Origin of the sequence: Corynebacterium imitans (assembly GCF_000739455.1) — a bacterium.
Taxonomy (GTDB): domain Bacteria; phylum Actinomycetota; class Actinomycetes; order Mycobacteriales; family Mycobacteriaceae; genus Corynebacterium; species Corynebacterium imitans.
The window spans coordinates 944,383-964,202 of sequence record NZ_CP009211.1; the positions used below are offsets into that span (position 1 = coordinate 944,383).

At 66.7% G+C, this 19,820-nt stretch carries 21 protein-coding genes; 14 read left to right on the forward strand and 7 right to left on the reverse strand.

The features are described from left to right. Window position 1 precedes the first annotated feature (1 nt). Window positions 2-709 carry an Rv1157c family protein gene (locus CIMIT_RS04370; RefSeq protein WP_038594036.1) on the reverse strand — a complete coding sequence of 236 codons (708 nt, stop codon included), beginning with the start codon at window positions 707-709 and terminating at the stop codon, window positions 2-4. Window positions 710-923: 214 nt separating this feature from the next. Between CIMIT_RS04370 and typA the strand changes: the two genes are divergently transcribed. The 7 genes from typA (at window position 924) to CIMIT_RS04405 (ending at window position 7,822) form a co-directional block, all read left to right on the forward strand. Then, the gene (typA, locus tag CIMIT_RS04375; RefSeq protein WP_038589678.1) at window positions 924-2,840 is read left to right on the forward strand and encodes a translational GTPase TypA; all 1,917 of its coding nucleotides are present in this window, start codon (window positions 924-926) and stop codon (window positions 2,838-2,840) included. Window positions 2,841-2,851: 11 nt separating this feature from the next. Next, window positions 2,852-4,480, forward strand: a complete 1,629-nt coding sequence (locus CIMIT_RS04380; RefSeq protein WP_038589681.1) for an ABC transporter family substrate-binding protein — start codon at window positions 2,852-2,854, stop codon at window positions 4,478-4,480. 53 nt (window positions 4,481-4,533) lie between these two features. Further along, window positions 4,534-5,376 (forward strand): N-acetyl-1-D-myo-inositol-2-amino-2-deoxy-alpha-D-glucopyranoside deacetylase, encoded by an 843-nt coding sequence (mshB, locus tag CIMIT_RS04385; RefSeq protein WP_038594039.1) that lies wholly within the window; start codon window positions 4,534-4,536, stop codon window positions 5,374-5,376. After that, complete coding sequence (locus CIMIT_RS04390) at window positions 5,373-5,753, forward strand: hypothetical protein (protein WP_038589685.1); 381 nt, start codon at window positions 5,373-5,375, stop codon at window positions 5,751-5,753. Before mshB ends, CIMIT_RS04390 begins: the two co-directional genes overlap by 4 nt. A gap of 13 nt (window positions 5,754-5,766) precedes the next feature. Continuing rightward, window positions 5,767-6,090: a ferredoxin gene (fdxA, locus tag CIMIT_RS04395; RefSeq protein WP_038589688.1), complete on the forward strand. Its 324-nt coding sequence runs from the start codon at window positions 5,767-5,769 to the stop codon at window positions 6,088-6,090. A 4-nt stretch (window positions 6,091-6,094) separates the two neighbouring features. Next, window positions 6,095-7,198 (forward strand): succinyldiaminopimelate transaminase, encoded by a 1,104-nt coding sequence (gene dapC / locus CIMIT_RS04400; protein WP_038589691.1) that lies wholly within the window; start codon window positions 6,095-6,097, stop codon window positions 7,196-7,198. Window positions 7,199-7,270: 72 nt separating this feature from the next. Further along, window positions 7,271-7,822: a GtrA family protein gene (locus tag CIMIT_RS04405; protein WP_051904795.1), complete on the forward strand. Its 552-nt coding sequence runs from the start codon at window positions 7,271-7,273 to the stop codon at window positions 7,820-7,822. Here CIMIT_RS04405 and CIMIT_RS12085 read toward each other — a convergent pair. The 5 genes from CIMIT_RS12085 to CIMIT_RS04430 all read right to left on the reverse strand — a co-directional run bounded on the left by CIMIT_RS12085 (window position 7,811) and on the right by CIMIT_RS04430 (window position 13,130). Continuing rightward, window positions 7,811-8,323, reverse strand: a complete 513-nt coding sequence (locus tag CIMIT_RS12085; RefSeq protein WP_051904796.1) for a GNAT family N-acetyltransferase — start codon at window positions 8,321-8,323, stop codon at window positions 7,811-7,813. The genes CIMIT_RS04405 and CIMIT_RS12085 overlap by 12 nt on opposite strands. Continuing rightward, window positions 8,313-9,278 (reverse strand): 2,3,4,5-tetrahydropyridine-2,6-dicarboxylate N-succinyltransferase, encoded by a 966-nt coding sequence (gene dapD, locus CIMIT_RS04415; RefSeq protein ID WP_038589693.1) that lies wholly within the window; start codon window positions 9,276-9,278, stop codon window positions 8,313-8,315. Before dapD ends, CIMIT_RS12085 begins: the two co-directional genes overlap by 11 nt. Window positions 9,279-9,283: 5 nt before the next feature. Next, a complete protein-coding gene (locus tag CIMIT_RS04420; protein ID WP_038589696.1) occupies window positions 9,284-10,672 on the reverse strand; it encodes an amino acid permease in 1,389 nt (462 codons plus the stop codon). Continuing rightward, window positions 10,669-12,075 carry an amino acid permease gene (locus tag CIMIT_RS04425; RefSeq protein WP_038594047.1) on the reverse strand — a complete coding sequence of 469 codons (1,407 nt, stop codon included), beginning with the start codon at window positions 12,073-12,075 and terminating at the stop codon, window positions 10,669-10,671. The genes CIMIT_RS04420 and CIMIT_RS04425 overlap by 4 nt, the downstream gene beginning before the upstream one ends. A gap of 110 nt (window positions 12,076-12,185) precedes the next feature. Beyond that, window positions 12,186-13,130, reverse strand: coding sequence for a 2,3,4,5-tetrahydropyridine-2,6-dicarboxylate N-succinyltransferase (locus tag CIMIT_RS04430; protein WP_095066758.1), 945 nt, complete (start codon window positions 13,128-13,130; stop codon window positions 12,186-12,188). Between the two features lie 34 nt (window positions 13,131-13,164). Here CIMIT_RS04430 and dapE point away from each other — a divergent pair, with 34 nt between their 5' ends. The 7 genes from dapE (at window position 13,165) to CIMIT_RS04460 (ending at window position 18,306) form a co-directional block, all read left to right on the forward strand. Continuing rightward, window positions 13,165-14,268 carry a succinyl-diaminopimelate desuccinylase gene (dapE, locus tag CIMIT_RS04435; protein ID WP_038589722.1) on the forward strand — a complete coding sequence of 368 codons (1,104 nt, stop codon included), beginning with the start codon at window positions 13,165-13,167 and terminating at the stop codon, window positions 14,266-14,268. Between the two features lie 58 nt (window positions 14,269-14,326). Beyond that, window positions 14,327-15,136: an LOG family protein gene (locus tag CIMIT_RS04440; protein ID WP_038589733.1), complete on the forward strand. Its 810-nt coding sequence runs from the start codon at window positions 14,327-14,329 to the stop codon at window positions 15,134-15,136. Then, on the forward strand, window positions 15,123-15,974 hold the full coding sequence (folP, locus tag CIMIT_RS04445) for a dihydropteroate synthase (protein ID WP_231910348.1): 852 nt from the start codon (window positions 15,123-15,125) through the stop codon (window positions 15,972-15,974). Before CIMIT_RS04440 ends, folP begins: the two co-directional genes overlap by 14 nt. Beyond that, the gene (locus CIMIT_RS04450; RefSeq protein WP_038589744.1) at window positions 15,971-16,726 is read left to right on the forward strand and encodes a glucosyl-3-phosphoglycerate synthase; all 756 of its coding nucleotides are present in this window, start codon (window positions 15,971-15,973) and stop codon (window positions 16,724-16,726) included. Before folP ends, CIMIT_RS04450 begins: the two co-directional genes overlap by 4 nt. Before the next feature lie 5 nt (window positions 16,727-16,731). Further along, complete coding sequence (locus CIMIT_RS12880; RefSeq protein WP_070791050.1) at window positions 16,732-17,121, forward strand: hypothetical protein; 390 nt, start codon at window positions 16,732-16,734, stop codon at window positions 17,119-17,121. 94 nt (window positions 17,122-17,215) lie between these two features. Continuing rightward, complete coding sequence (locus CIMIT_RS12340; protein ID WP_070763036.1) at window positions 17,216-17,386, forward strand: DUF3117 domain-containing protein; 171 nt, start codon at window positions 17,216-17,218, stop codon at window positions 17,384-17,386. A gap of 56 nt (window positions 17,387-17,442) precedes the next feature. After that, window positions 17,443-18,306 carry a methyltransferase domain-containing protein gene (locus CIMIT_RS04460; RefSeq protein WP_038589749.1) on the forward strand — a complete coding sequence of 288 codons (864 nt, stop codon included), beginning with the start codon at window positions 17,443-17,445 and terminating at the stop codon, window positions 18,304-18,306. Between the two features lie 64 nt (window positions 18,307-18,370). Here the strand turns inward: CIMIT_RS04460 and CIMIT_RS04465 are convergent, their stop codons facing one another. Next, entirely contained in the window at window positions 18,371-19,816 is a 1,446-nt protein-coding gene (locus CIMIT_RS04465) for a GH32 C-terminal domain-containing protein (RefSeq protein ID WP_038589752.1), read from the reverse strand. Window positions 19,817-19,820: the final 4 nt, after the last annotated feature.

Consider the following 19,820-nt stretch of genomic DNA (forward strand, 5'->3'; position numbering starts at 1 on the left):
CTTACCTCACGTGGAAACTCGCGGCTGTCGGGGCAAAGGTGCAGGTCTTCTCGGCGGTACGCGCGGCACCGTCGATGACTGCGAGGACGCGGCCGGGTCCTGTCGCGGCGGTGCCGGACAAGGTGGTCGGTCCTGTGGGGTTAATCCCGTGATTGCCAAGCGGCGTTACACCGGTGCGCATCGAATCGAGGTTAATCCAGTACGCGTTCAGCCCACCCTGCTGTTTTGCTGCCGGTGGCGTGCCGAGTGCGGTGAAAACGAAGACGGCCTCGCCGGCGCGTGCGCCGGGGTGCGGCGTCTGCGTTGGTCCCGGCACCGCGATGGCGGAAGCGGTTGAGTGCATGCGGGGCCCGATGCAGTTCGACGACACGGTCGGCCAGGCGAATTGCGTAAACGCCGGGCCGTTCTCCGGCAGCGGCGGGCCGCCGAGTTCGCCTTGACCTGCGAAGAACGCGAGTGCGGTGCGCAGTGCGTTCGCGGCAGGCTCAGGGACGAAGGGCTGGCTGGCAAAGGCTTCGACGCGCGCGATGGTCTCGTCGCTGGGGCGGCCGAGGGTATCGAGCGGGTTTGACGAGGTGGTCGAGCCGACGGTGATCGGCCCGGCCGAGGGCGCAGCGTGGGCGGCGGTCACGGGCGCGAGGCTTGCCGCGAGCGCGAATGCGGCAGCAGCAAAGCGGCCGGCGCGCTTGGTCGTGTCGGGGGTTCGCACGGCGGGGTCGGTGTCCTTCGTCGGGTTGGGGGTAGAAACTGAGGTGGCACAAAGCACCACGCAACTTAAGCCACACTAGTCACTTTTGTCACAGTGTCAAGGTGGATTGCCAGGTTTCTGGGTGCTTTGCTGGGCGTATCGAAGGTGCGATCTAGGCGTTACAGGGGTAAGGTTTAATCGTTCTACTCGCCTATATAAAAGGAGCACCGGATAAGTGTCGCATCCTGAATTTCGTAATGTCGCAATCGTCGCCCACGTTGACCACGGTAAGACCACCCTGGTCAACGGCATGCTGGAACAGTCCGGCGTGTTCGGCGACCACGGCGAACACGGCGACCGAGTCATGGACTCTGGCGAGCTCGAGTCCGAGCGAGGCATCACCATCCTGGCCAAAAACACCGCCGTGCGCCGCAAAGGCAAGGGCAAGGACGGCCGCGACCTGGTGATCAACGTCATTGACACCCCGGGCCACGCCGACTTCGGCGGCGAGGTCGAGCGCGGCCTGTCCATGGTTGACGGTGTCGTGCTGCTGATCGACGCCTCCGAGGGCCCGCTGCCGCAGACCCGCTTCGTGCTGGGCAAGGCGCTTGAGGCGAAAAAGCCCGTGATCATCTGCGTGAACAAGACTGACCGCCCGGACGCGCGCATCGACGAGGTCGTCGAAGAGGCCCAGGACCTGCTCCTCGAGCTGGGCGCCGGCCTGGAGGACCCGGAGGCTGCAGAGGCCGCAGAGAACCTGCTCGAGCTGCCCGTCCTCTACACCTCCGGCCGCGAGGGCCGTGCCTCCCTGGAGAACCCGGGCAACGGCAACGTCCCGGACAACGAGGATCTGCAGCCGCTTTTCGACGTCATCTACGACGTCCTCCCGGAGCCTTCCGCCGAAATCGACGCGCCGCTGCAGGCGCAGGTGACCAACCTGGACTCTTCCTCCTTCCTCGGCCGCATCGCGCTGATCCGCGTGTTCAAGGGCACCGTGAAGAAGGGCGACACCGTCGCCTGGGTCCACTACGACGCTGAGGGCGAGCAGCACGTGAAGAACGTGAAGATCGCCGAGCTGCTGGTCACCGAGGGCCTGGATCGCGTTCCAGCGAAGGACGGCGTGGTCGCGGGCGATATCGCCGCAGTCTCCGGCATCGACGAGATCATGATCGGCGACACGCTGTGCGACCCGGAGCACGTCGATCCGCTGCCGCGCATCAAGATCGATGACCCGGCTATTTCCATGACCATCGGCGTGAACACCTCGCCGATGGCGGGCCGCAATGGCGGAGACAAGCTCACCGCCCGCATGGTCAAGGCGCGCCTGGAGCAGGAGCTCATCGGTAACGTCTCGATCAAGGTGCTGCCGACCGAGCGCCCCGACGCGTGGGAGGTGCAGGGCCGCGGCGAGATGGCGCTGACGGTGCTGATTGAGACGATGCGTCGTGAGGGCTTTGAGTTGACCGTCGGCAAGCCGCAGGTGGTGACCAAGGAGATCGACGGCAAGACCTATGAGCCCTATGACCACATGGTCATCGACACCCCGGCAGAGCACCAGGGTGCGGTCACCCAGCTGATGGCGAGCCGCAAGGGCCAGATGACCACTATGGGCAACGCGGGCAGCGGCGACTGGGTCCGCATGGAGTTCGACGTGCCTTCGCGCGGCCTCATCGGCTTCCGCACGACCTTCCTCACCGAGACGCGCGGCGCGGGTATCGCTAACTCTTACCCCATCGAGCACCGCCCGTGGGCAGGCGAGATCAAGGGTCGCCCGACCGGTTCGCTCGTCGCTGACCGCTCCGGCCAGGTCACCGCGTACGCGCTGCAGCAGCTGGCGGACCGCGGCGACTTCTTCGTCGAGCCGGGCGCGGAAGCCTACGAGGGCATGGTCGTCGGCGCGAACAGCCGCGACGAGGACATGGATGTCAACATCACCAAGGAAAAGAAGCTGACCAACATGCGCTCCGCCACCGCGGACGCGACGGTCACCCTGGCGAAGGCACGCACCCTGTCCCTGGACGAGGCGATCGAGTTCTGTGACGAGGACGAGTGCGTCGAGGTCGCGCCCGAGGCGATGCGCGTGCGCAAGATCATCCTCAACGCGACCGAGCGCGGCCGCGCGCGTTCCCGCGCGAAGGCGAAGAACAAGTAAAGCAGGGCTTCGTGCAGGGCCGATTGACCGCACTGCTCGCCACCTGTGGCGCGCTTATACTGCTCGCGGGCTGCGCGGCAAATCCTGGCCCGCCGCCGCTCGTCGACCCGGCGGAAGCCCCCGAGCACGAGCAACACGAGGACGCCGAGCAGGACCAGCCGCGCCAGCGCAACACCAAGGCGCCTGAGCGCTCCCAGGTCACCGTCGGCACGGACGGGCTGCGAGGCGGGCTCAACCCGCACCTGCAGTCGGACGAGTCGGCGATGGTGCGCAGCATCGCCAACCTCGTGCTGCCCAGCGCCTTCTTAGACGGCGAGCGCAACGACGAGCTGCTGAAAGCGGCAACGCGGCTGCCGTCTTCGCGCTACGCGATGACGGTGCGCTACGTCATCGCCCCCGAGGCCCAGTGGTCCGACGGTACCCCGATCACCGGTGCCGACTTTGTCTACCTGTGGCGCGGCATGACGCAGACCGCGGGCACGATCGACTCCGCGGGCTACGATGCGGTGGTCGGCGTGCGCGTTACCGGTGCGGGTGGCAAGGTCGTCGACGTGGACTTCGCGCAGCCGGTGCGCACCTGGCAGACGTTGTTTTCCCACCTGTTGCCCTCGCACCTGATGAACCCGGACGCGACCGATTTTCGCGCGGCGCTTCGCGACACGATTCCGGCCTCCGCCGGCCGCTACATGGTGCGCGAGGTGGACCGCGGCCGCGGCACGGTTACACTGCACCGCAACGACCGTTTTTGGGGCGCATCCCCGGCGAACATCGACATCGTCACGCTGCAGGCAGTCCGCACCACCACCCAGGTCGCCGACCAGTTGCGCGTCGGCCAGCTCGGCTTCGTGGACAAAGCGCCAGAGGAGACCTCCTCGCGCGTGCTCGCCCTCCTGCCGGCCACGCAAACGCGCCTGGTCACCAGCCCGCGCACCCTGGGCGTGCACATCTCAGCCACCTCGGGGCTGACGCACGCGATGCGCGAAGAGCTGCGCATGCTTATCGACGTCCCCCTGCTCGCCGCCATCGGCACCGGCCGCTCAACCGACCTCGCGCTCGCGCCAGAAACGCCGCACCTTGCAGGCGAGCCGGTGGAGTTGCCGCAGTACGTGGCGGCGCACCGCCCGCTGCGCATCGGGGCGGATGCTTCCGATCCTGCGGCTGCTGCGGCCGCGCGATCGCTCGCGGACATCCTGCAGCAGCGCGGCGTTCGCGCCAACGTGGTGACTACGGATACGGACGCGCTGCTTTCGCGCAGCTTGCCAGAGGGCAACATCGACCTGCTCGTGGGCTGGCGCTTTGACGCGGGTACCGCAACGCAGCTGGCCGGGCGGTTGACCTGTCCGGCGGATGGCGCGCGTGACGAGAACATTGCCGGGCTGTGTACACAGGAGAACCAGGCGCTCGCTGGCCGCATCCTCGCCGGCACGATCGGCATAGGGGAGGCGCGGCAGCGCGTTGCCGACATAGAGTCCCGCGAGGTGCTGTGGGTGCCGATCGTGCGTGAGACGCGCATCCTGGCGTTGGGGACCGCGCTTCAAGGGCCGTCGCCGGATCTGCAACGATGGAACGAAGGGATTTCGGGCGCGGCCTCCTGGCGGCTGGTTGGGCCGCACCCCGCAGACCCGGATGATGCCGAATAGAAGGAGCAGAAGTGTCGAGTACGACCAACCGTGACCTAGTGGGCTACCGCGTGATGGCGGTGCACGCGCACCCGGACGATGAGGCGATCACCATGGGTGGATCCTTGGCCGATCTGGCCGCCCGCGGTGCCGACGTGCTGGTGGTGACCTGCACGCTTGGCGAGGAGGGCGAGGTCATCGGCGAGCCCTACCAGCAGCTGACCGTCGACCACGCCGACCAGCTGGGTGGTTTCCGCATCCGCGAGCTGGCTGACTCGCTCACCGCGATCGGCGCGCGAGGCGTGTTCTTGGGCGGGGCGGGCTGCTACCGCGATAGCGGGATGGCGGGCTCGGCGGCGCATGAGCATCCGCGGGCGTTTGTGCGTGGGGGACAGGGGAGCGTCGATAAGCTTGCGGAGCTCATGGCTGCGCAGCGGCCGCACCTCGTGCTGACCTACGGCCCGGACGGCGGCTACGGGCACCCGGACCACATTCGGGCGCACGAGATTACGCACGCGGCGGCTGAGCGCGTCGGCGTGCCGCGCATCCTGTGGTCGGTGCGCCTGGCGGACGAGACGGCGGCGCTCATGCCGCAGGAGGCTCCGGAGGGCTGGCGGCTGCCGGAGGATGGCGAGCTCGACGGGGTGGCACACTCGGATATCGCGATCCGGCTGTCCGAGCACGCCTACAGCGCCAAGGTCGCGGCGATGCGGGCGCACGCCACGCAGCTGTGGATCGCTGACGGGCGCACAAGTGCCACGAACCCGCACGCGGTGATCGCTTCCGGCCCGGTGGTCTACTACGCGCTGTCGAATCTGATCGTGCAGCCGATCCAGCCCTACGAGCACTTCCAGCTCGGCGCTGGCGTGCCCATCGACGACCCGGCAGCCGGGCTGCTCGGAGGGATCGCGCGGTGAGCGAGCCGGTGGTGCGCGATACCTTCACGCGCGGCGAGGCAGTAGGGGCAATGGTGTGGCTCGGCATCGGCGCGTGTGTGTCCCTGCTGCTGGAGGTGGTCTACCTCGGCGCCTATGTAGGTGGCGTGCCGATGCCGCTGACCATCCTGCTCGCCTTCGGCTTCAACATGGTGCTGACGAAGACGGCGCGGCTGTGGTCGCGCGGCGTGCTTTGGGTGTCCTGTGTGCCGCTTGCGGTGTGGACGCTGGGCTTTTTCGCGCTCATGTTCGTGCTCCCGCTCGCAGGCCCACACCTTGTGCCAGATAATATTCTGACGTTGCTCCTGCTGCTAGCCGGAATAATGGGTGGCGTTTGGCCGATGTTTCGGGCGAAGTGACATACTGGACGACATGACTTACGTGATTGCTCAACCATGCGTGGACGTGCTGGATCGCAGCTGCGTCGAGGAGTGCCCCGTCGACTGCATCTACGAAGGCAAGCGCATGCTCTACATCCACCCGGACGAGTGCGTCGACTGCGGCGCCTGCGAGCCGGCTTGCCCGGTCGAAGCCATCTTCTACGAGGACGACACCCCGGACGAGTGGGCTGAGTACTACGACGCCAACGTCGGCTTCTTTGACAAGCTGGGCTCCCCGGGCGGTGCGACCAAGACGGGCCCGACCGGCTACGACCACCCGTTTGTCGAGGCCCTGCCGCCGCAGAACCAGGACTAGGATCATGCCGGTGAATCCCAAGCGCCAGCCCCTCGGCTCACGCCTGCCGGAGTTCCCATGGGACACGATCGCGGATGTGAAGGCAAATGCGGCAGCGCACCCGGACGGCATCATCGACCTCTCGGTCGGCACACCCGTCGATGAGGTCGCGCCGTCGATCCAGCTCGCTCTCGTCGAGCACGCCGCCGAGCCCGGCTACCCGCAGACCATGGGCACGCCGGAGCTGCGCGAAGCGATCGTGGGCGCGATGGCGCGACGCTTCTCGGTCACCGGTCTCGACGAGCGCTCGGTGCTGCCGGTCATCGGCACGAAAGAGGCCATCGCCTGGCTGCCCACGCTTTTAGGCCTGGCCGGGCAGAAGGTGATCATTCCGGAGCTGGCGTACCCCACCTACGAGGTTGGCGCGCTGCTCGCGGGCGCGGAGCCGGTGCGCTCTGATACTCCGGTTGAGGGGGCGGCGCTGGTTTTCATTAACTCGCCGTCGAACCCCTCGGGCAAGGTCCTAAGCGCCGAGGAGATGCGCGAGTGGGTCGCGTTTTCCCGCGACACCGGAGCGATCATTGCCTCGGACGAGTGCTACTTGGGCCTGCCGTGGTCCGCAGAGCCGGTGAGCATCCTCGACCCGCGCGTGTGCGGCGAGGACATGACCAACCTGCTCGCGCTGCACTCGCTGTCGAAGACCTCGAACCTTGCGTCCTACCGCGCGGGCTGGATCGCCGGCGACACGGACCTGGTCCAGGAGCTGCTGTTCGTGCGCAAGCACTCCGGGCTCATGGTCCCAGGCCCCGTCCAGCACGCGATGCGCGCCGCGCTTATCGACGACGCCCACGAGAAACTCCAGGCAAGCACCTACGCCGCCCGCCGTGCGAAGCTTTTGAAGGCGCTGTTAGACAGCGGGTTCGCCGTCGACCACTCCGAGGCTGGCCTGTACCTGTGGTCGCGCCGCGAGGGGATGGACGCGCGTGAGACGTTGGACTGGCTCGCCGAGCGCGGGATCTTGGCTGCCCCGGGTGACTTTTACGGCCCAGCAGGTGCCGGACACGTGCGCATCGGGCTCACCGCGACCGATGAGCGCATCGACGTCGCTGTCGCGCGCCTTTCGGTGTAAAAGTCCGTTTTCCTTCTACGGCTGACCGCGTACTAGACTAGGCAGGTTAGTTTTTCCAAGAAGGAGGCGTGCGTGCACGACTCGGATCCAGGCCGCGCGGCGCGGCTGGCCACCGGACTGCGCGAATTTCTCAAGTTCGGCGTGGTCGGCGGCTCCGGCGTGGTGGTCAACCTGCTGGTGTTCTACCTGGCCAAGAAGGCGCTGGAGGCGGGCTGGGACCTCCACGAGGCGGATGCGCTCGTGGGCATCCCCGGCACCCGCTTCAACGTGCGTTGGTATCACGTGCTGTCCACGATCGCGTTTGTGGTGGCCAATATCTGGAACTACCAGCTCAACCGCTCCTGGACGTTCCGCAAACTCGAGCAGCGCAACTGGTTCGCGGGTTTCTTCCCGTTCTTGGCCACCGGCGGCATCGCTTTTGCGGTCTCGCTGACGTTTATGACCCTGTTCATGAATCCGAACTCGCCGATCGCCCTGCCGGATCACCTGCTGGACGACTCGACGGGCCTGCGCACCAAGTCCTACTGGGCGCAGGGGCTGTCCACGCTGATCGCCACGCCGGTGAACTTCCTCATCAATAAGGTCTGGGCATTCAGGAAGCCGAAGGAGATCTCACCTGCGTGACCTGCGGTATTGCAGGTGGCGGCCATGTTCGGCCGCGAACGTGTAGCCGTTGCTCTCCGCAACGTGGCGAGAGGCGGAGTTGCCCGGAAGCATCTCGATCTTGAGCGTCTCGGCCCCGCGCGCAAAGGCATGATCAGTCACGAGGCGCACCGCGCGCGTCATGAGGCCACGCCCGCGCGCCCATGGGGCAGTGTTGTACCCGAAGTTCGCCGCGCCGTCCAGCTCGAGCCGTAGTTCGATGTTCCCCGCGTAGCGAGCGTCCACCACCAACGCCCACCGAAACACGCCGTCCGGGGCGCTCCCGAGGAAGTCGTCGAGCATCTCCTCGGTGAACGGGGAGGGCACGGTAGTCCACTCAACCATGCGATCATCAGTGGAGGCAGCGAAGAGGTCCTCGCGCACACCAGGGACAGTGTGGACATGGGACCACGGCAAAAGGGTAAGGCCGCCGTCGACGAGTGCGTCGTCGCGCGGCGGCCACCAGGACGTGCTAGTTGGCATGCAGCGCTTCGTTGAGCTCGATGCCCTTGGCCGCCACGACCTCGATTGCGCCGGAGGTGGAGTTGCGGCGGAACTGCAGGCCGTTCGCGCCGGAGAGCTCGAGCGCCTTGATCTCGGCACCGGCTTCCTTGCCGAGCGCCTCAGCGACCTCAGCGGTGAGTACGACCTTGGCACCGGCGGTGACGTAGAGGCCGGCTTCGACCACGCAGTCGTCGCCAAGCGAGATGCCCACGCCCGCGTTCGCGCCGAGCAGGCAACGCTCGCCCAGGGTGATGGTCTCCTTGCCGCCGCCGGACAGGGTGCCCATGATGGAGGCACCGCCGCCGATGTCAGTGCCGTCGCCCACGGTCACACCCGCGGAGATGCGGCCCTCGACCATGGAAGCGCCCAAGGTGCCCGCGTTGAAGTTCACAAAACCCTCGTGCATCACGGTGGTGCCCTCAGCCAGGTGGGCACCGAGGCGGATGCGGTCCGCGTCGCCGATGCGCACGCCGGAGGGGACGACGTAGTCGACCATGCGGGGGAACTTGTCCACGGAGTAAACAATTACCGGGCCGCGGGCGGCGAGGCGGCCGCGCGTCATCTGGAAGTCGGAGACCTCGCAGGGCCCGTAGTTGGTCCACACGACGTTTGCCAGCAGGCCGAACACGCCGTCCATGTTCGCGCCGTGGGGCTTGACCAGACGGTGGGAGAGCAGGTGGAGGCGCAGGTAGACGTCGTAAGCGTCAACCGCGGGCTCGGAGATATCAGCGATCGCGGTCTCAACCGGGATACGCGCTACACCGCGCTCCTCGTCGGGGCCGACGAGGTGGGCGAAGCGGGCGTCCGCCTCTTCTAAGCGGGTCGTGCCGCTGGCAGAGACTGCCTCGCCCAGCTTCGGGGCGGGGTACCAGACATCGAGGACAGTGCCGTCATGAGTAACCGTGGCAATTCCACGTGCAATCGCTGAAGTCATGCCTGCTAGCTTAGATCATTCTGCGCGCTTACTGGTGCCTTGCCCCGAGTGAACAGGGACGCGACAACAAGCGCTGCGGAAACGATGAGGACGGCGAGGATCTGGCCGCGGGCGGAGGCGTCGATAAGCATGAGCCCCACGAGCGCGAGCAGCGCGACGAGGGTGGCCCACGGCACGAACATGCCGCCTTGGACCTCGACGGCCGAGTGGCCCTCGCCGGCGCGCATTTCCGGGCGCAGGCGGATGTAGCTCAGAGTGATCATGATCCAAGTGACGATCAGGCAGCCGCCGACAGCGTTCATGAGGAAGCTGAGCAGGCCTGGCGGGTTCCACCACTGCAGGCCCACGGCGACAAAGGCGAAGAACATGGAGACGAGCACCGAGTTGGTCGGCACGCCGCTGGCGTTAGTTTTGGCTAGCCACCTCGGCGCGTCGCCCTCGAGCGCTTGCTGGTAGGCCAGGCGAGAGGTGCCGAAGATCTGCGCGTTGAAGGCGGAGAGCAGCGCGAGTACGATGACGACCTCCATGAAGCCGACGACGCCTGGCAGGTTGGCCATCTCGAGCACCTGGGTAAACGGGGAGTCCGCTGCGGAGTCGGCGGCGTCGATCTGTGCGTAGGGCAGCAGCAGGATAATCACGACGACGGAGCCGACGTAGAACAGCGCGATACGCCAGATGATCGAGTTGACCGCGTTCTTGACCGCCTGGGCCGGGTTCTCCGACTCGGCGGCGGCAATGGTGACGACCTCGATGCCGCCGAAGGCGAAGGCGACGGCGAGCAGGCCAGCGGCGATGCCGGGGATGCCGTTGGGGGCGAAGCCGGACTCGCGCACGTGAGTCAGGCCGATGAAGTCGTGGCCGGGCAGCAGCCCCAGGAACAGCGCGGCACCGATGACCAAAAAGCCCATGATCACCACGATCTTGATCATGGCAAACCAGTACTCAAACTCGCCGAAGCCCTTGACCTGCGCCAGGTTGACCACGGCGAAGAAGACGACTGCCGCCAGTGCCGGGATCCACTGCGGGATGTCGAACCAGCCGGCCATGATGGCCGCGGCACCGGTGATCTCCGCGCCGCCGACCATGATGAGCAAGAACCAATAAAGCCAGCCCAACAGGAAGCCCGCCCAGTGGCCGAAGGCCTGGCGGCCGTAGGTGGCGAAGGAGCCGGACGAGGGTCGGGTGGCGGCCATCTCGCCGAGCATGCGCATCACGGCGATGACGATCAGCCCGGCGATGAAGTAGGCCACCAGGATGGCTGGGCCCGCGGCGCGGATGCCTTCGCCCACGCCGAGGAAGAGGCCGGCGCCGACCGCCATGCCCAGCCCCATCAGCGTCAGGTGGCGGGATTTGAGTCCAGTACCGAGTTCGGAGTCTGCGGCAGCAGTAGTCATCGAATGTTCCTTTCTGCGGCTTGTGCGGCGCGAGTGCGGAAGGAGTCGGTGCGCGTCCACAGCACCCCGGCGATCACCGCGATGCCGACGACGACTGCGACGGCGAGAAGCTGGGTGCGCCCATCAGGCGTGGTGAGCATGAGCAGTACGAGTGCTGCAGCAAGCGCGATGGTTGCCCACGGCAGCACGCCCGGCACCCACATGCGCACGTGGGTGAGCTCACCGGAAGCCACCAGGCGCGGGTGCAGACGGATAAACGAGAAGCTAATGGCGAACCAGATAACAATCAGGCAGCCGCCCACGGCGTTGAGCAGGAAGGCGAGCAACCCCGGCGGGTTCCAGTACTGCAGGGCGACGGCGACAAAACCGAAGAAGACCGACACGATCACAGCGCGCATGGGCACGCCGCGGGAATCGGTTTCGGCGAAGGTCTGCGGGGCGTCGCCGCGCAGCGCCAGGTTGTGCAGGAAGCGGGAGGAACCGTAGATCTGTGTGTTGCACGCGGACAGCAGTGCAACCACGATGACGGCCTCCATGATGCCGACCGCGCCGGGGATGTTAGCTAGGTGCAGCACGGCGGTAAAGGGAGACTCGGAGGCGTCGTCCGCGCCGCCGATCTGGCCGAACGGCAGCAGCATGACGATGAGTAAGACGGAACCGATGTAGAAGATGCCGATGCGCCAGATGATCGAGCGGATCGCCGCGTGGACAGCAACTTCGGGGTCTTCGGATTCGGCGGCGGCGATGGTGACAAGCTCAATGCCGCCGAAGGCGAAGGCGACGGCAAGCATCGCGGTGGCCACGCCACCCCAGCCATTCGGCATGAAGCCGACCTCGGCGATGTTGCTCATGCCGACGAAGCTCGTCCCCGGCAGCAGCCCCAACCACAGCGCGACGCCGAGGATGAGGAAGGCGACGATGACGGCGACCTTAATCAGCGCGAACCAGAACTCGAACTCACCGAAGTTCTTCACCGCTGCGAAGTTGATCGCCGTAAAGGCCACGATGGCGATCAGCGCTGGGATCCACGGGGAGATGGCAAACCAGGCGGCGATGATAGCGGAAGCGCCGGTGATCTCCACCGCCATGATCATGATCATCATGAACCAGTAGAGCCAGCCGATGGCAAAGCCCGCCCAAGGACCGAAGGCCTGCTCGGCGTAGGTGGAGAAGGTACCCGAGGAGGGGCGGGCGGCGACCATCTCGGCGAGCATCTGCATGATGCACACGGTGATCGCGCCCGCAATCAGGTAGGCGATGAGCACGGCGGGGCCGGCGGCGGCAATGCCCACGCCGGTGCCGAGGAAGAGTCCGGCACCGATCGCGGAGCCGAGCCCCATCATGGTCAGGTGGCGGGTTTTCAGGCCCCGCTTGAGTGAGACGGAGGCCGAAGTTGGCGCGATGACCGACGCTGCCCCTTGGGAATCCTGTGAAGACATGGTCTTACTGTAAACGGTCGCCTGTCATCGGGATCCAATGAGCCTTGCGCGAAGCCCAGCTCGTCGGCTGAATGTTATTCCGCTGGCTGCTGCTCGCGCACGACGGGGCAGTTCGAGAAGGCCTCGCGCCGAATCGAGAGGTTGCTCTGGCCGGAGATTTCGCGCGCCGGGATCTCGCGGTCACTCCGCGCGTCGTAGACCACGGACTCGCTTTCTAGCATGACGTTGACGCCGACGGTGCAGTTGTCGCCCAGGTCTACGCCGAAAAGCCCGGAGGAGGGGTGCAGGGTGCAGTGCTTACCGACGCGCATCGGTGCCCGGTGCCGATCACCCGAATGGTCGGCCATAAGCACCGCCGAGAGCGAGATGTTTGAGCCCTCGCCGACTACCACGGCTGAGGAGAGTCGCCCCTCGATACGCGCCGGGCCGAGCGTGCCCGCGTTGTAGGAGACGTACCCCTCGCGCAGCACGGAGGTGCCCGGAGCGAGGTACGCGCCCAGGCGCACGCGCTCGGCCTGGGCGATGGACACGCCGGTGGGGACGACGTAGTCCACCATTCGCGGCAGGCGTTCGATGCCCCAAACGTGGATGGTGCCCCGGGAGCGCAGGTTGGTGCGCACGAACTCGAAATTGTCGCTCAAGCACGGCCCCTTGTTCGTCCACACCACGGGCACGAGGTGCTCGAGGCAGTGGTCCATGTTGATCTCCAGTGGCTTGACCAGCCGGTGGGAGAGCAGGTGCAGGCGCAGGTAGACGTCGTGGGCGTCCACCGGCGGCTGGGAAAGGTCGGGGATGTAGGTGTGGATGGGCACCTGCTCGACGAGCCGGTCGCGGTCCAGGCCGACCAGGTTTAAGAAGCGGTCGGAGAGCTTGTGCGCGCCGACGCGCTCGCTGCGGGCGGTGGGGGCGGGGTCGTGCGCGGCGACGTCGATAAGCGCGGGGCTCGGGTACCACGTATCCAAGACCGTGCCGTCCATGGCGATGTTGGCAATTCCGGTTGCTTCGGCTCCTATGGGCATATCGCCCATCTTAAGGGCTTGCAGTCCCCGTAGGATGAACGGTGTGACTACGCTCAACCTTTTCGCAGACCCAGTAGATTTAACCGCCGCGCTGATCGACATCGAGTCGCCCTCGCACCACGAAGGCGAGATTGCCGATGCCGTCGAGGCGGCGCTCAAGGAGCTCGAGGGAGTAGAAGTCCAGCGCTTCGGGCACACCGTAGTGGCGCGCACGCACTTCGGGCGCGAGCAGCGCGTGGTGCTCGCCGGCCACATTGATACTGTGCCGCTGGCGGACAACACCCCGCACCACTTCGAGGGGGACACGCTGTTTGGCTGCGGCGCGGTCGATATGAAAAGCGGCATGGCCTGCTACCTCGGCGCTTTCGCGCGCCTGGCCAGCCAGGGTGCGGACGGCCCGGCCGCTTTCGACCTCACGCTGATCGCATACGAGGGCGAGGAGGTCGCCCAGGAGTACAACGGACTGTTCCACCTCGAGCGCGACCACCCGGAGCTGCTCGCCGGCGATATCGCGCTGCTTGGGGAACCCTCCGGCGGCATCATCGAGGCGGGCTGCCAGGGCACCATCCGCGTGTTTGTCGACGCGCACGGCACGCGCGCGCACTCCGCGCGCTCCTGGCTGGGGCACAACGCCGCCCACGACCTGGCTGGGGTGCTTTCCCGCGTCGCCGCGTACACGCCGCGGGCCGTGACGATCGCGGGCTGCGAGTACCGGGAGGGTCTCAACGTGGTGGGGCTGGAAGGTTTCGTGGCTACCAACACCATCCCGGATGAGGCGCGGCTGGTGATCAACTTCCGCTACGCCCCGGACCGCTCCATGGAAGAGGCCAAGGCGCACTTGGAGGAAACGCTCGCGCTGGAGGAGGGGCTTACGCTGACCTACGACGACGTCGCGCCGGGCGCGCTGCCGGGGCTGGATGACCCGGTGGCGGCCAACCTGGTCAAGGCTGTCGGCGGGAACTTCCGCGCAAAGTTCGGATGGACGGATGTGTCCAGGTTCTCTAACCTGGGTGTTCCGGCCGTGAACTTCGGCCCAGGCGACCCCGGGTACGCGCACAAGAAGGACGAGCAGTGCCCGGTAGGCCAGATCCGCGAGGTAGCCGAGCAGCTGATGGACTACCTCGCTGTCGCCGACTAAGCGTTCCCGTATCCGCAGTACCGAACAAGAAAACACCACTTTTACAACCTTTAAAGACATGGCACCGTTGAATTTCCCCCGTCCCGACCGCGACCGTAAGCTGCGCGGACCAATGATGTTTCGCAGCGACGAAAAGCAGCAGGCCTCCACCCACGACCGGCGACTGCTCGAGTCGCTGGGCTCCACCGACCACGACTGGAAGCACGCCGACCCGTGGCGGGTCATGCGCATCCAGTCCGAGTTCGTCGCAGGTTTTGACGCGCTCAGCGAGCTTCCGAAGGCCGTGACCGTCTTCGGCTCCGCCCGTCTTGGCGAGGGCACCCCGGAGTACCAGCAGTCCTACGACGTGGGCAAGGCGCTGGTGGAGGCCGGTTACGCCGTGATCACCGGCGGCGGTCCCGGCCTGATGGAGGGGCCCAACCGCGGTGCCCACAACGCTGACGGGATCTCGGTGGGCCTGGGCATCGAGCTGCCCTTCGAGCAGGGGCTCAACGACTGGGTCGATCTGGGTCTGAACTTCCGCTATTTCTTTGCCCGCAAGACGATGTTTTTGAAGTACTCGCAGGCCTTTATTGCGCTGCCGGGCGGTTTCGGCACGATGGACGAGGTCTTCGAGGTGCTGTGCATGGTGCAGACCAAGAAGGTGACCAACTTCCCGATCGTGCTCATCGGCACCGAGTTCTGGTCCGGCCTGGTGGACTGGATCGTGGATCAGCAGCTGGGGCGCGGGCTTATTTCGCCTGGCGACGAGAAGCTGTTCCTAGTCACGGACTCGGTGGAGGAGGCGGTGGCGCATATCGTCGAAAAGCACAAAGTTATGACGGACGAGCGCCTCGGCACGCAGCAGGACCTCCATGGCGAAAAATAACGCCGCTGGCCTCGCGCAGGTCATGGCGATTGTCAACCGCACGCCCGACTCCTTCTACGACAAGGGCGCGACCTTTGCCATTGAGAAGGCCGCCGAGCGCGCCGACGCTGTGATCGCCGCCGGCGCGAGCATTGTCGACGTCGGCGGGGTCAAGGCCGGCCCAGGCGACGACGTCGACGCGCGCGAGGAGAGCGACCGCGTTGTCCCGCTCATCGCCGAGGTCCGCGCTCGGCACCCGGAAGTATCGATCAGTGTGGACACCTGGCGCGCGGGCGTGGCCGAGGCCGCCATCGCCGCGGGCGCGGACTTGATTAATGACACGTGGGCGGGATGGGACCCCGAGCTCGTGGAGGTCGCCGGTGCCCACGGCGTGGGGTATGTCTGCTCTCACACCGGCGGGGTCGTGCCGCGCACCCGCCCGCACCGCGTGCATTTTGACGACGTGGTCGCCGACGTGATCCGGGAAACCACCGAGCTCGCCGAGCGCGCCGTGGACTGCGGGGTGCCCGCTGAAAAGGTGTTTGTCGACCCCACCCACGACTTCGGCAAGAACACCTTCCACGGGCTGGAAATCCTGCGCCGCATCGACGAGCTCGTCGCCATTGGCTGGCCCGTGCTCATGGCGCTGTCGAACAAGGACTTCGTCGGCGAGACCGTCGGGCGCGCAGACCCCGCCGAGCGGGTTGCGGGCACACTCGCCGCGACCGCGTGGGCGGCGGCGCGCGGGGTGGCCGCGTTCCGCGTCCACAACGTTGCGGAAACCGTCGATGTGCTGCGCATGACCGCGGCGATCCAGGGCGCGGTGCCGCCGCTTGAGACGGTGCGGGGGCTCGCGTGAGCGAGTGCAAGGTCAGCGTGGTCATCCCCGCGCTCAACGAAGAGGCCACGGTCGGCGACGTCGTGCAGACATGCCTGCGCAGCGAGTGCGTGGCTCAGGCGGGCGAGGTGCTCGTCATCGACTCGGACTCCACCGACGCCACCGCGCAGCGCGCAGCCGCGGCCGGGGCCCGCGTGGTTAACTGGCGAGACGTCGGCCCGTATGAACCCCGCCCGGGCAAGGGCGAGGCCCTGTGGCGCGGGGTGCGCGCCGCGCGCGGCGAGGTCGTGGTCTTTATCGACGCCGACGTCACCTCCGTGCAGCCCGAATGGGTCGATGCGCTCGCCGCCCCCTTCGCCGACAAGAACATCCACCTGGTCAAGGCCGCCTACCGACGTGAACTCAACGGCGGCCCGGGCGGCGGCCGCGTCACGGAGCTGACCGCAAAACCGCTGCTACGCTTGCTCTTTCCACAGCTTGGTCACATCAGCCAGCCGCTCGCCGGCGAGTACGCCATCCGCCGCGACACCGCGCTGCGCGTGCCCTTCGTCGCCGGCTACGGCGTCGAGGTGGGCCTGCTTATCGACGTCGCCGCAATGTTCGGCCCCGCCGCCCTCACCGAAGCCCGCTTAAGCGCTCGCCGCCACCGCAACCGGCCGCTGGCAGAACTCTCGCCGATGGCCGAGGTCGTCGCCGCGACAATCCTTAAGCGCGCCGGGGTGGGGGATACGGCGGTGCCACAGCGACCGGCCTGGATTGAGACGATAGAATAGCGGCCATGCTCTCTTGGATTGTCCTGATTCTCTGCCTGGCCGCCTGTTTCGTCCTGGGGATGTGGCTGTCGGCGAAAATTTTCGGCCGCGGCGAGGCGCTGCCCCCAATGCCCGAGACCGAGGACGTCAAGGAAGCGAACCGCCGGGCGGTAGAGGACGGCAACTTCGGTGAGATTCAGCTCGAGGTCGTCCACCGCGGCTACCGGATGGATCAGGTCGACGCGCTCATCGCGCAGCTGACCGGCCAGGAGGAGACTGCCACGGGCGCGCGCAATCCGCAGCGGGTCGAGGCGCACTCGCTGACTGAGGGCGTGACCTTAGACGGTTTCGATGGCGAGACGCCGACGACCACCGAGGCGGAAAGTTTTGCTGCCAAACCTGAGGATCGCGCATAGTTACCTGCGGATATGCTGCAGGAACACGCTATCGTCGGGTAAAAGCGCGTATCATGTACTTCATACATTGTTGAGTCTGAAGGAGAGAATACGCATGGCAGCAATGAAGCCGCGCACTGGTAGCGGTCCGATGGAAGCTGTAGAAGAGAGCCGCAAGATTGTGATGCGCATTCCATCCGACGGCGGCGGGCGCCTCGTCGTGGAGATGAGCAAGGAAGAGGCAGCCGAGCTCGGCGCCCTTCTCACCGAGGCGGCAGGCGAATAAGCCAGGCTCCACCCTACAACTGCTGGGACGGCCGCCAAGTGCGGTAGGATTTCCACATGCTCAAAGACATTGTGGACGTGCTTGCGGACCCGGTAGACCTTTCCCCGTTACGCGGCGAGGACGACTTTGCGCGCCTCGTCTCGGAAACGGGGCATTCTTATGACGTGGCCAAACAGGGCTACGTCACCCTCGCCAGCGGCAAGGGGCTCAACCACGAAGGCGATTCGCTGGAGATGGTCAACTCCCGCGAAGCCTTCCTGGCGCAGGGCCACTTTGCGCCCTTCGTCGAGTCGGTCACCGAGCACGTCCAGGACGTGCTCGAACACAGCGCCCCGCTTGCGGCTGACCCGACCGTCCTCGAGGTCGGCGCGGGCACCGGCTACTACCTGGCGCACACGCTGGACAGCATCGTCGACGCGCGCGGCGTGGGCCTGGACATTTCGGTCCCGGCCGCGAAGCACCTGGCCAAGTCGCACCCGCGCGTCGGCGCGATCGTCGCGGACGTGTGGGCCGGTCTGCCGGTGCGCGACGAGAGCATCCACGCGATTACCGACGTGTTCGCGCCCCGCAACCCAGCAGAGTTCGCCCGCGTACTCGCCCCGGGTGGGGAAGTGGTGGTGCTGCTGGCGCACCAGGGCCATCTGGACGAGCTGCGCGAGCCGCTCGGCATCCTCGGTGTCGAGGCGGGCAAGCTTGAGCGGATGCTGGAGCAGGCGCAGGGACACCTGGAGCTGGCCGCTGACCCGCAGCTGATCGAGTTCCCGATGCGCTTGGAGCGCGACGCGATCGCCGCACAGGTGGGCATGAGCCCCTCGGCGCGCCACATTGAAGCGGACGTGCTGCAGGAGCGCGTGGCGACGCTGCCTTCGCACCTGGAAGTCTCCGCGCGCGGCCAGTTGGTGCGCCTGCGGAAGGCCTAAACACAGTAGAAAGGGCCAGGCCGGGAAACCCGGTCTGGCCCTTTTACCTTTTATAGCTGCGTCCCTAGCGGGCGCTGGGGAAGCCGCGGCGCCACTCGTTGAAGATCTCCGCATCACCCGTGACGCGCGAGCGGATGCCGGTGTAGCCGCTTTCGGACCAGATGCGCGAGGAGGTCACCACGCTGCCGCCACCGGCGAAGACCTCGAGGGTCGAGCCGTCGACGATGATGGTGATGTTGTCCTCGTCGTCCTCGTTAACCTTCGCCTCGACCGGGTCGCCATCAAGACGATCCACGGTGAGCGTCTCGCCGTTGTGCGTAATCACCGCGACGGGCTCCTCGTTGCCGTCGAGCACGTCCGCGACCACGGTCGAGCCGACCGGGATGTCGCACAGCGCGGTCCACATGAGTGCGTGGCGCGAGGACTGCACCGCCTCCGGCAGGCCGGGGGCGGGCACCTGGTAGAGCACGCCATGCTGGAGCGTGGCGCGGCGCGGCAGGGTAAGAGCCCGCGCCCAGCCCTCGGAAGCCCAGTTCGGCTCCTCGGTGGGGTCGATGTTGCGCCCCGCCTTGGCCATGAACCCGAAGAAGTAGGTGCGTTCGAAGCGGTCCTGCGCGTTGGCAGGCTCCAGCGTGTACGTGGAGTTGCGCGGGCGGGTGAAGTCGTGGCCGTAGTCTAGCGGCGCCGCGGGGCTCGTCACCTTGAACACGTTGCCTTCCAGCTTGCCCACGAGGTAGACGGCGCGATCGCGCTCGGTGCCCTCGACGGTGAGGAAGAGCACGTCGTAGATCTCGTTGTCCACCTCGTCGCGCAGGCGGGTGATGCGCGGAGCGACCAGGCGGCCTGTGGTATCCAGGCCGGACTCGCCCTCAAAGATCAGCGCGCCTTCGACCTTCCAGGCTTGCCCGTCGCCGGAGGTGAGCACCACCGGCTGCGGCGACTCGGTCGGGCCGGTCACCGCGAGCATGATCCAGCCGACGTGGGTGGCTCCGAGGTCCTCGCACTCGCGCCAATCGCGCACCACGCACGGCGAGCGGAAGCTGGTGAACTCCTCGTCATCCTGGACCACGGCACCCAGCCGTTTCACGCCGGCGGCGGGCAGCAGCCTGCCGTCCTCGGCTTCGTCGAGCTCGTCGGAAATTGCTGCCAGGTCATCGGCGTGCGCGCGCTGGATGGTGTTGCCCGCGGCCGTGTTGGAGGTGAAGTAGAGGTCGATCGCCTGGTTGCCATCGCTGTCCACCCCAGAATCCTCCGAGGCGACGACGGAGCCGGCGCGCACGTTGAGCTCGCCGCCGACCGGCACGATCGCGTCGTTGCACTCGAGCCAGCTAAACGGGTCGCCCTCGCTCACCTCGTGGCCCCACGCGCTCGCCGCATCGGGGTCGAGCTTGTACTGGTAGAACATGTGCCACTCGTGGTGCTCGCGGTCGCCGGCGCGGATCACGCCCGCCGGACCTTCGAGGATGCCGCGCTCGGCGGTGACGTGCAGTTCAGGTCTGTAAACGCTCATGCTT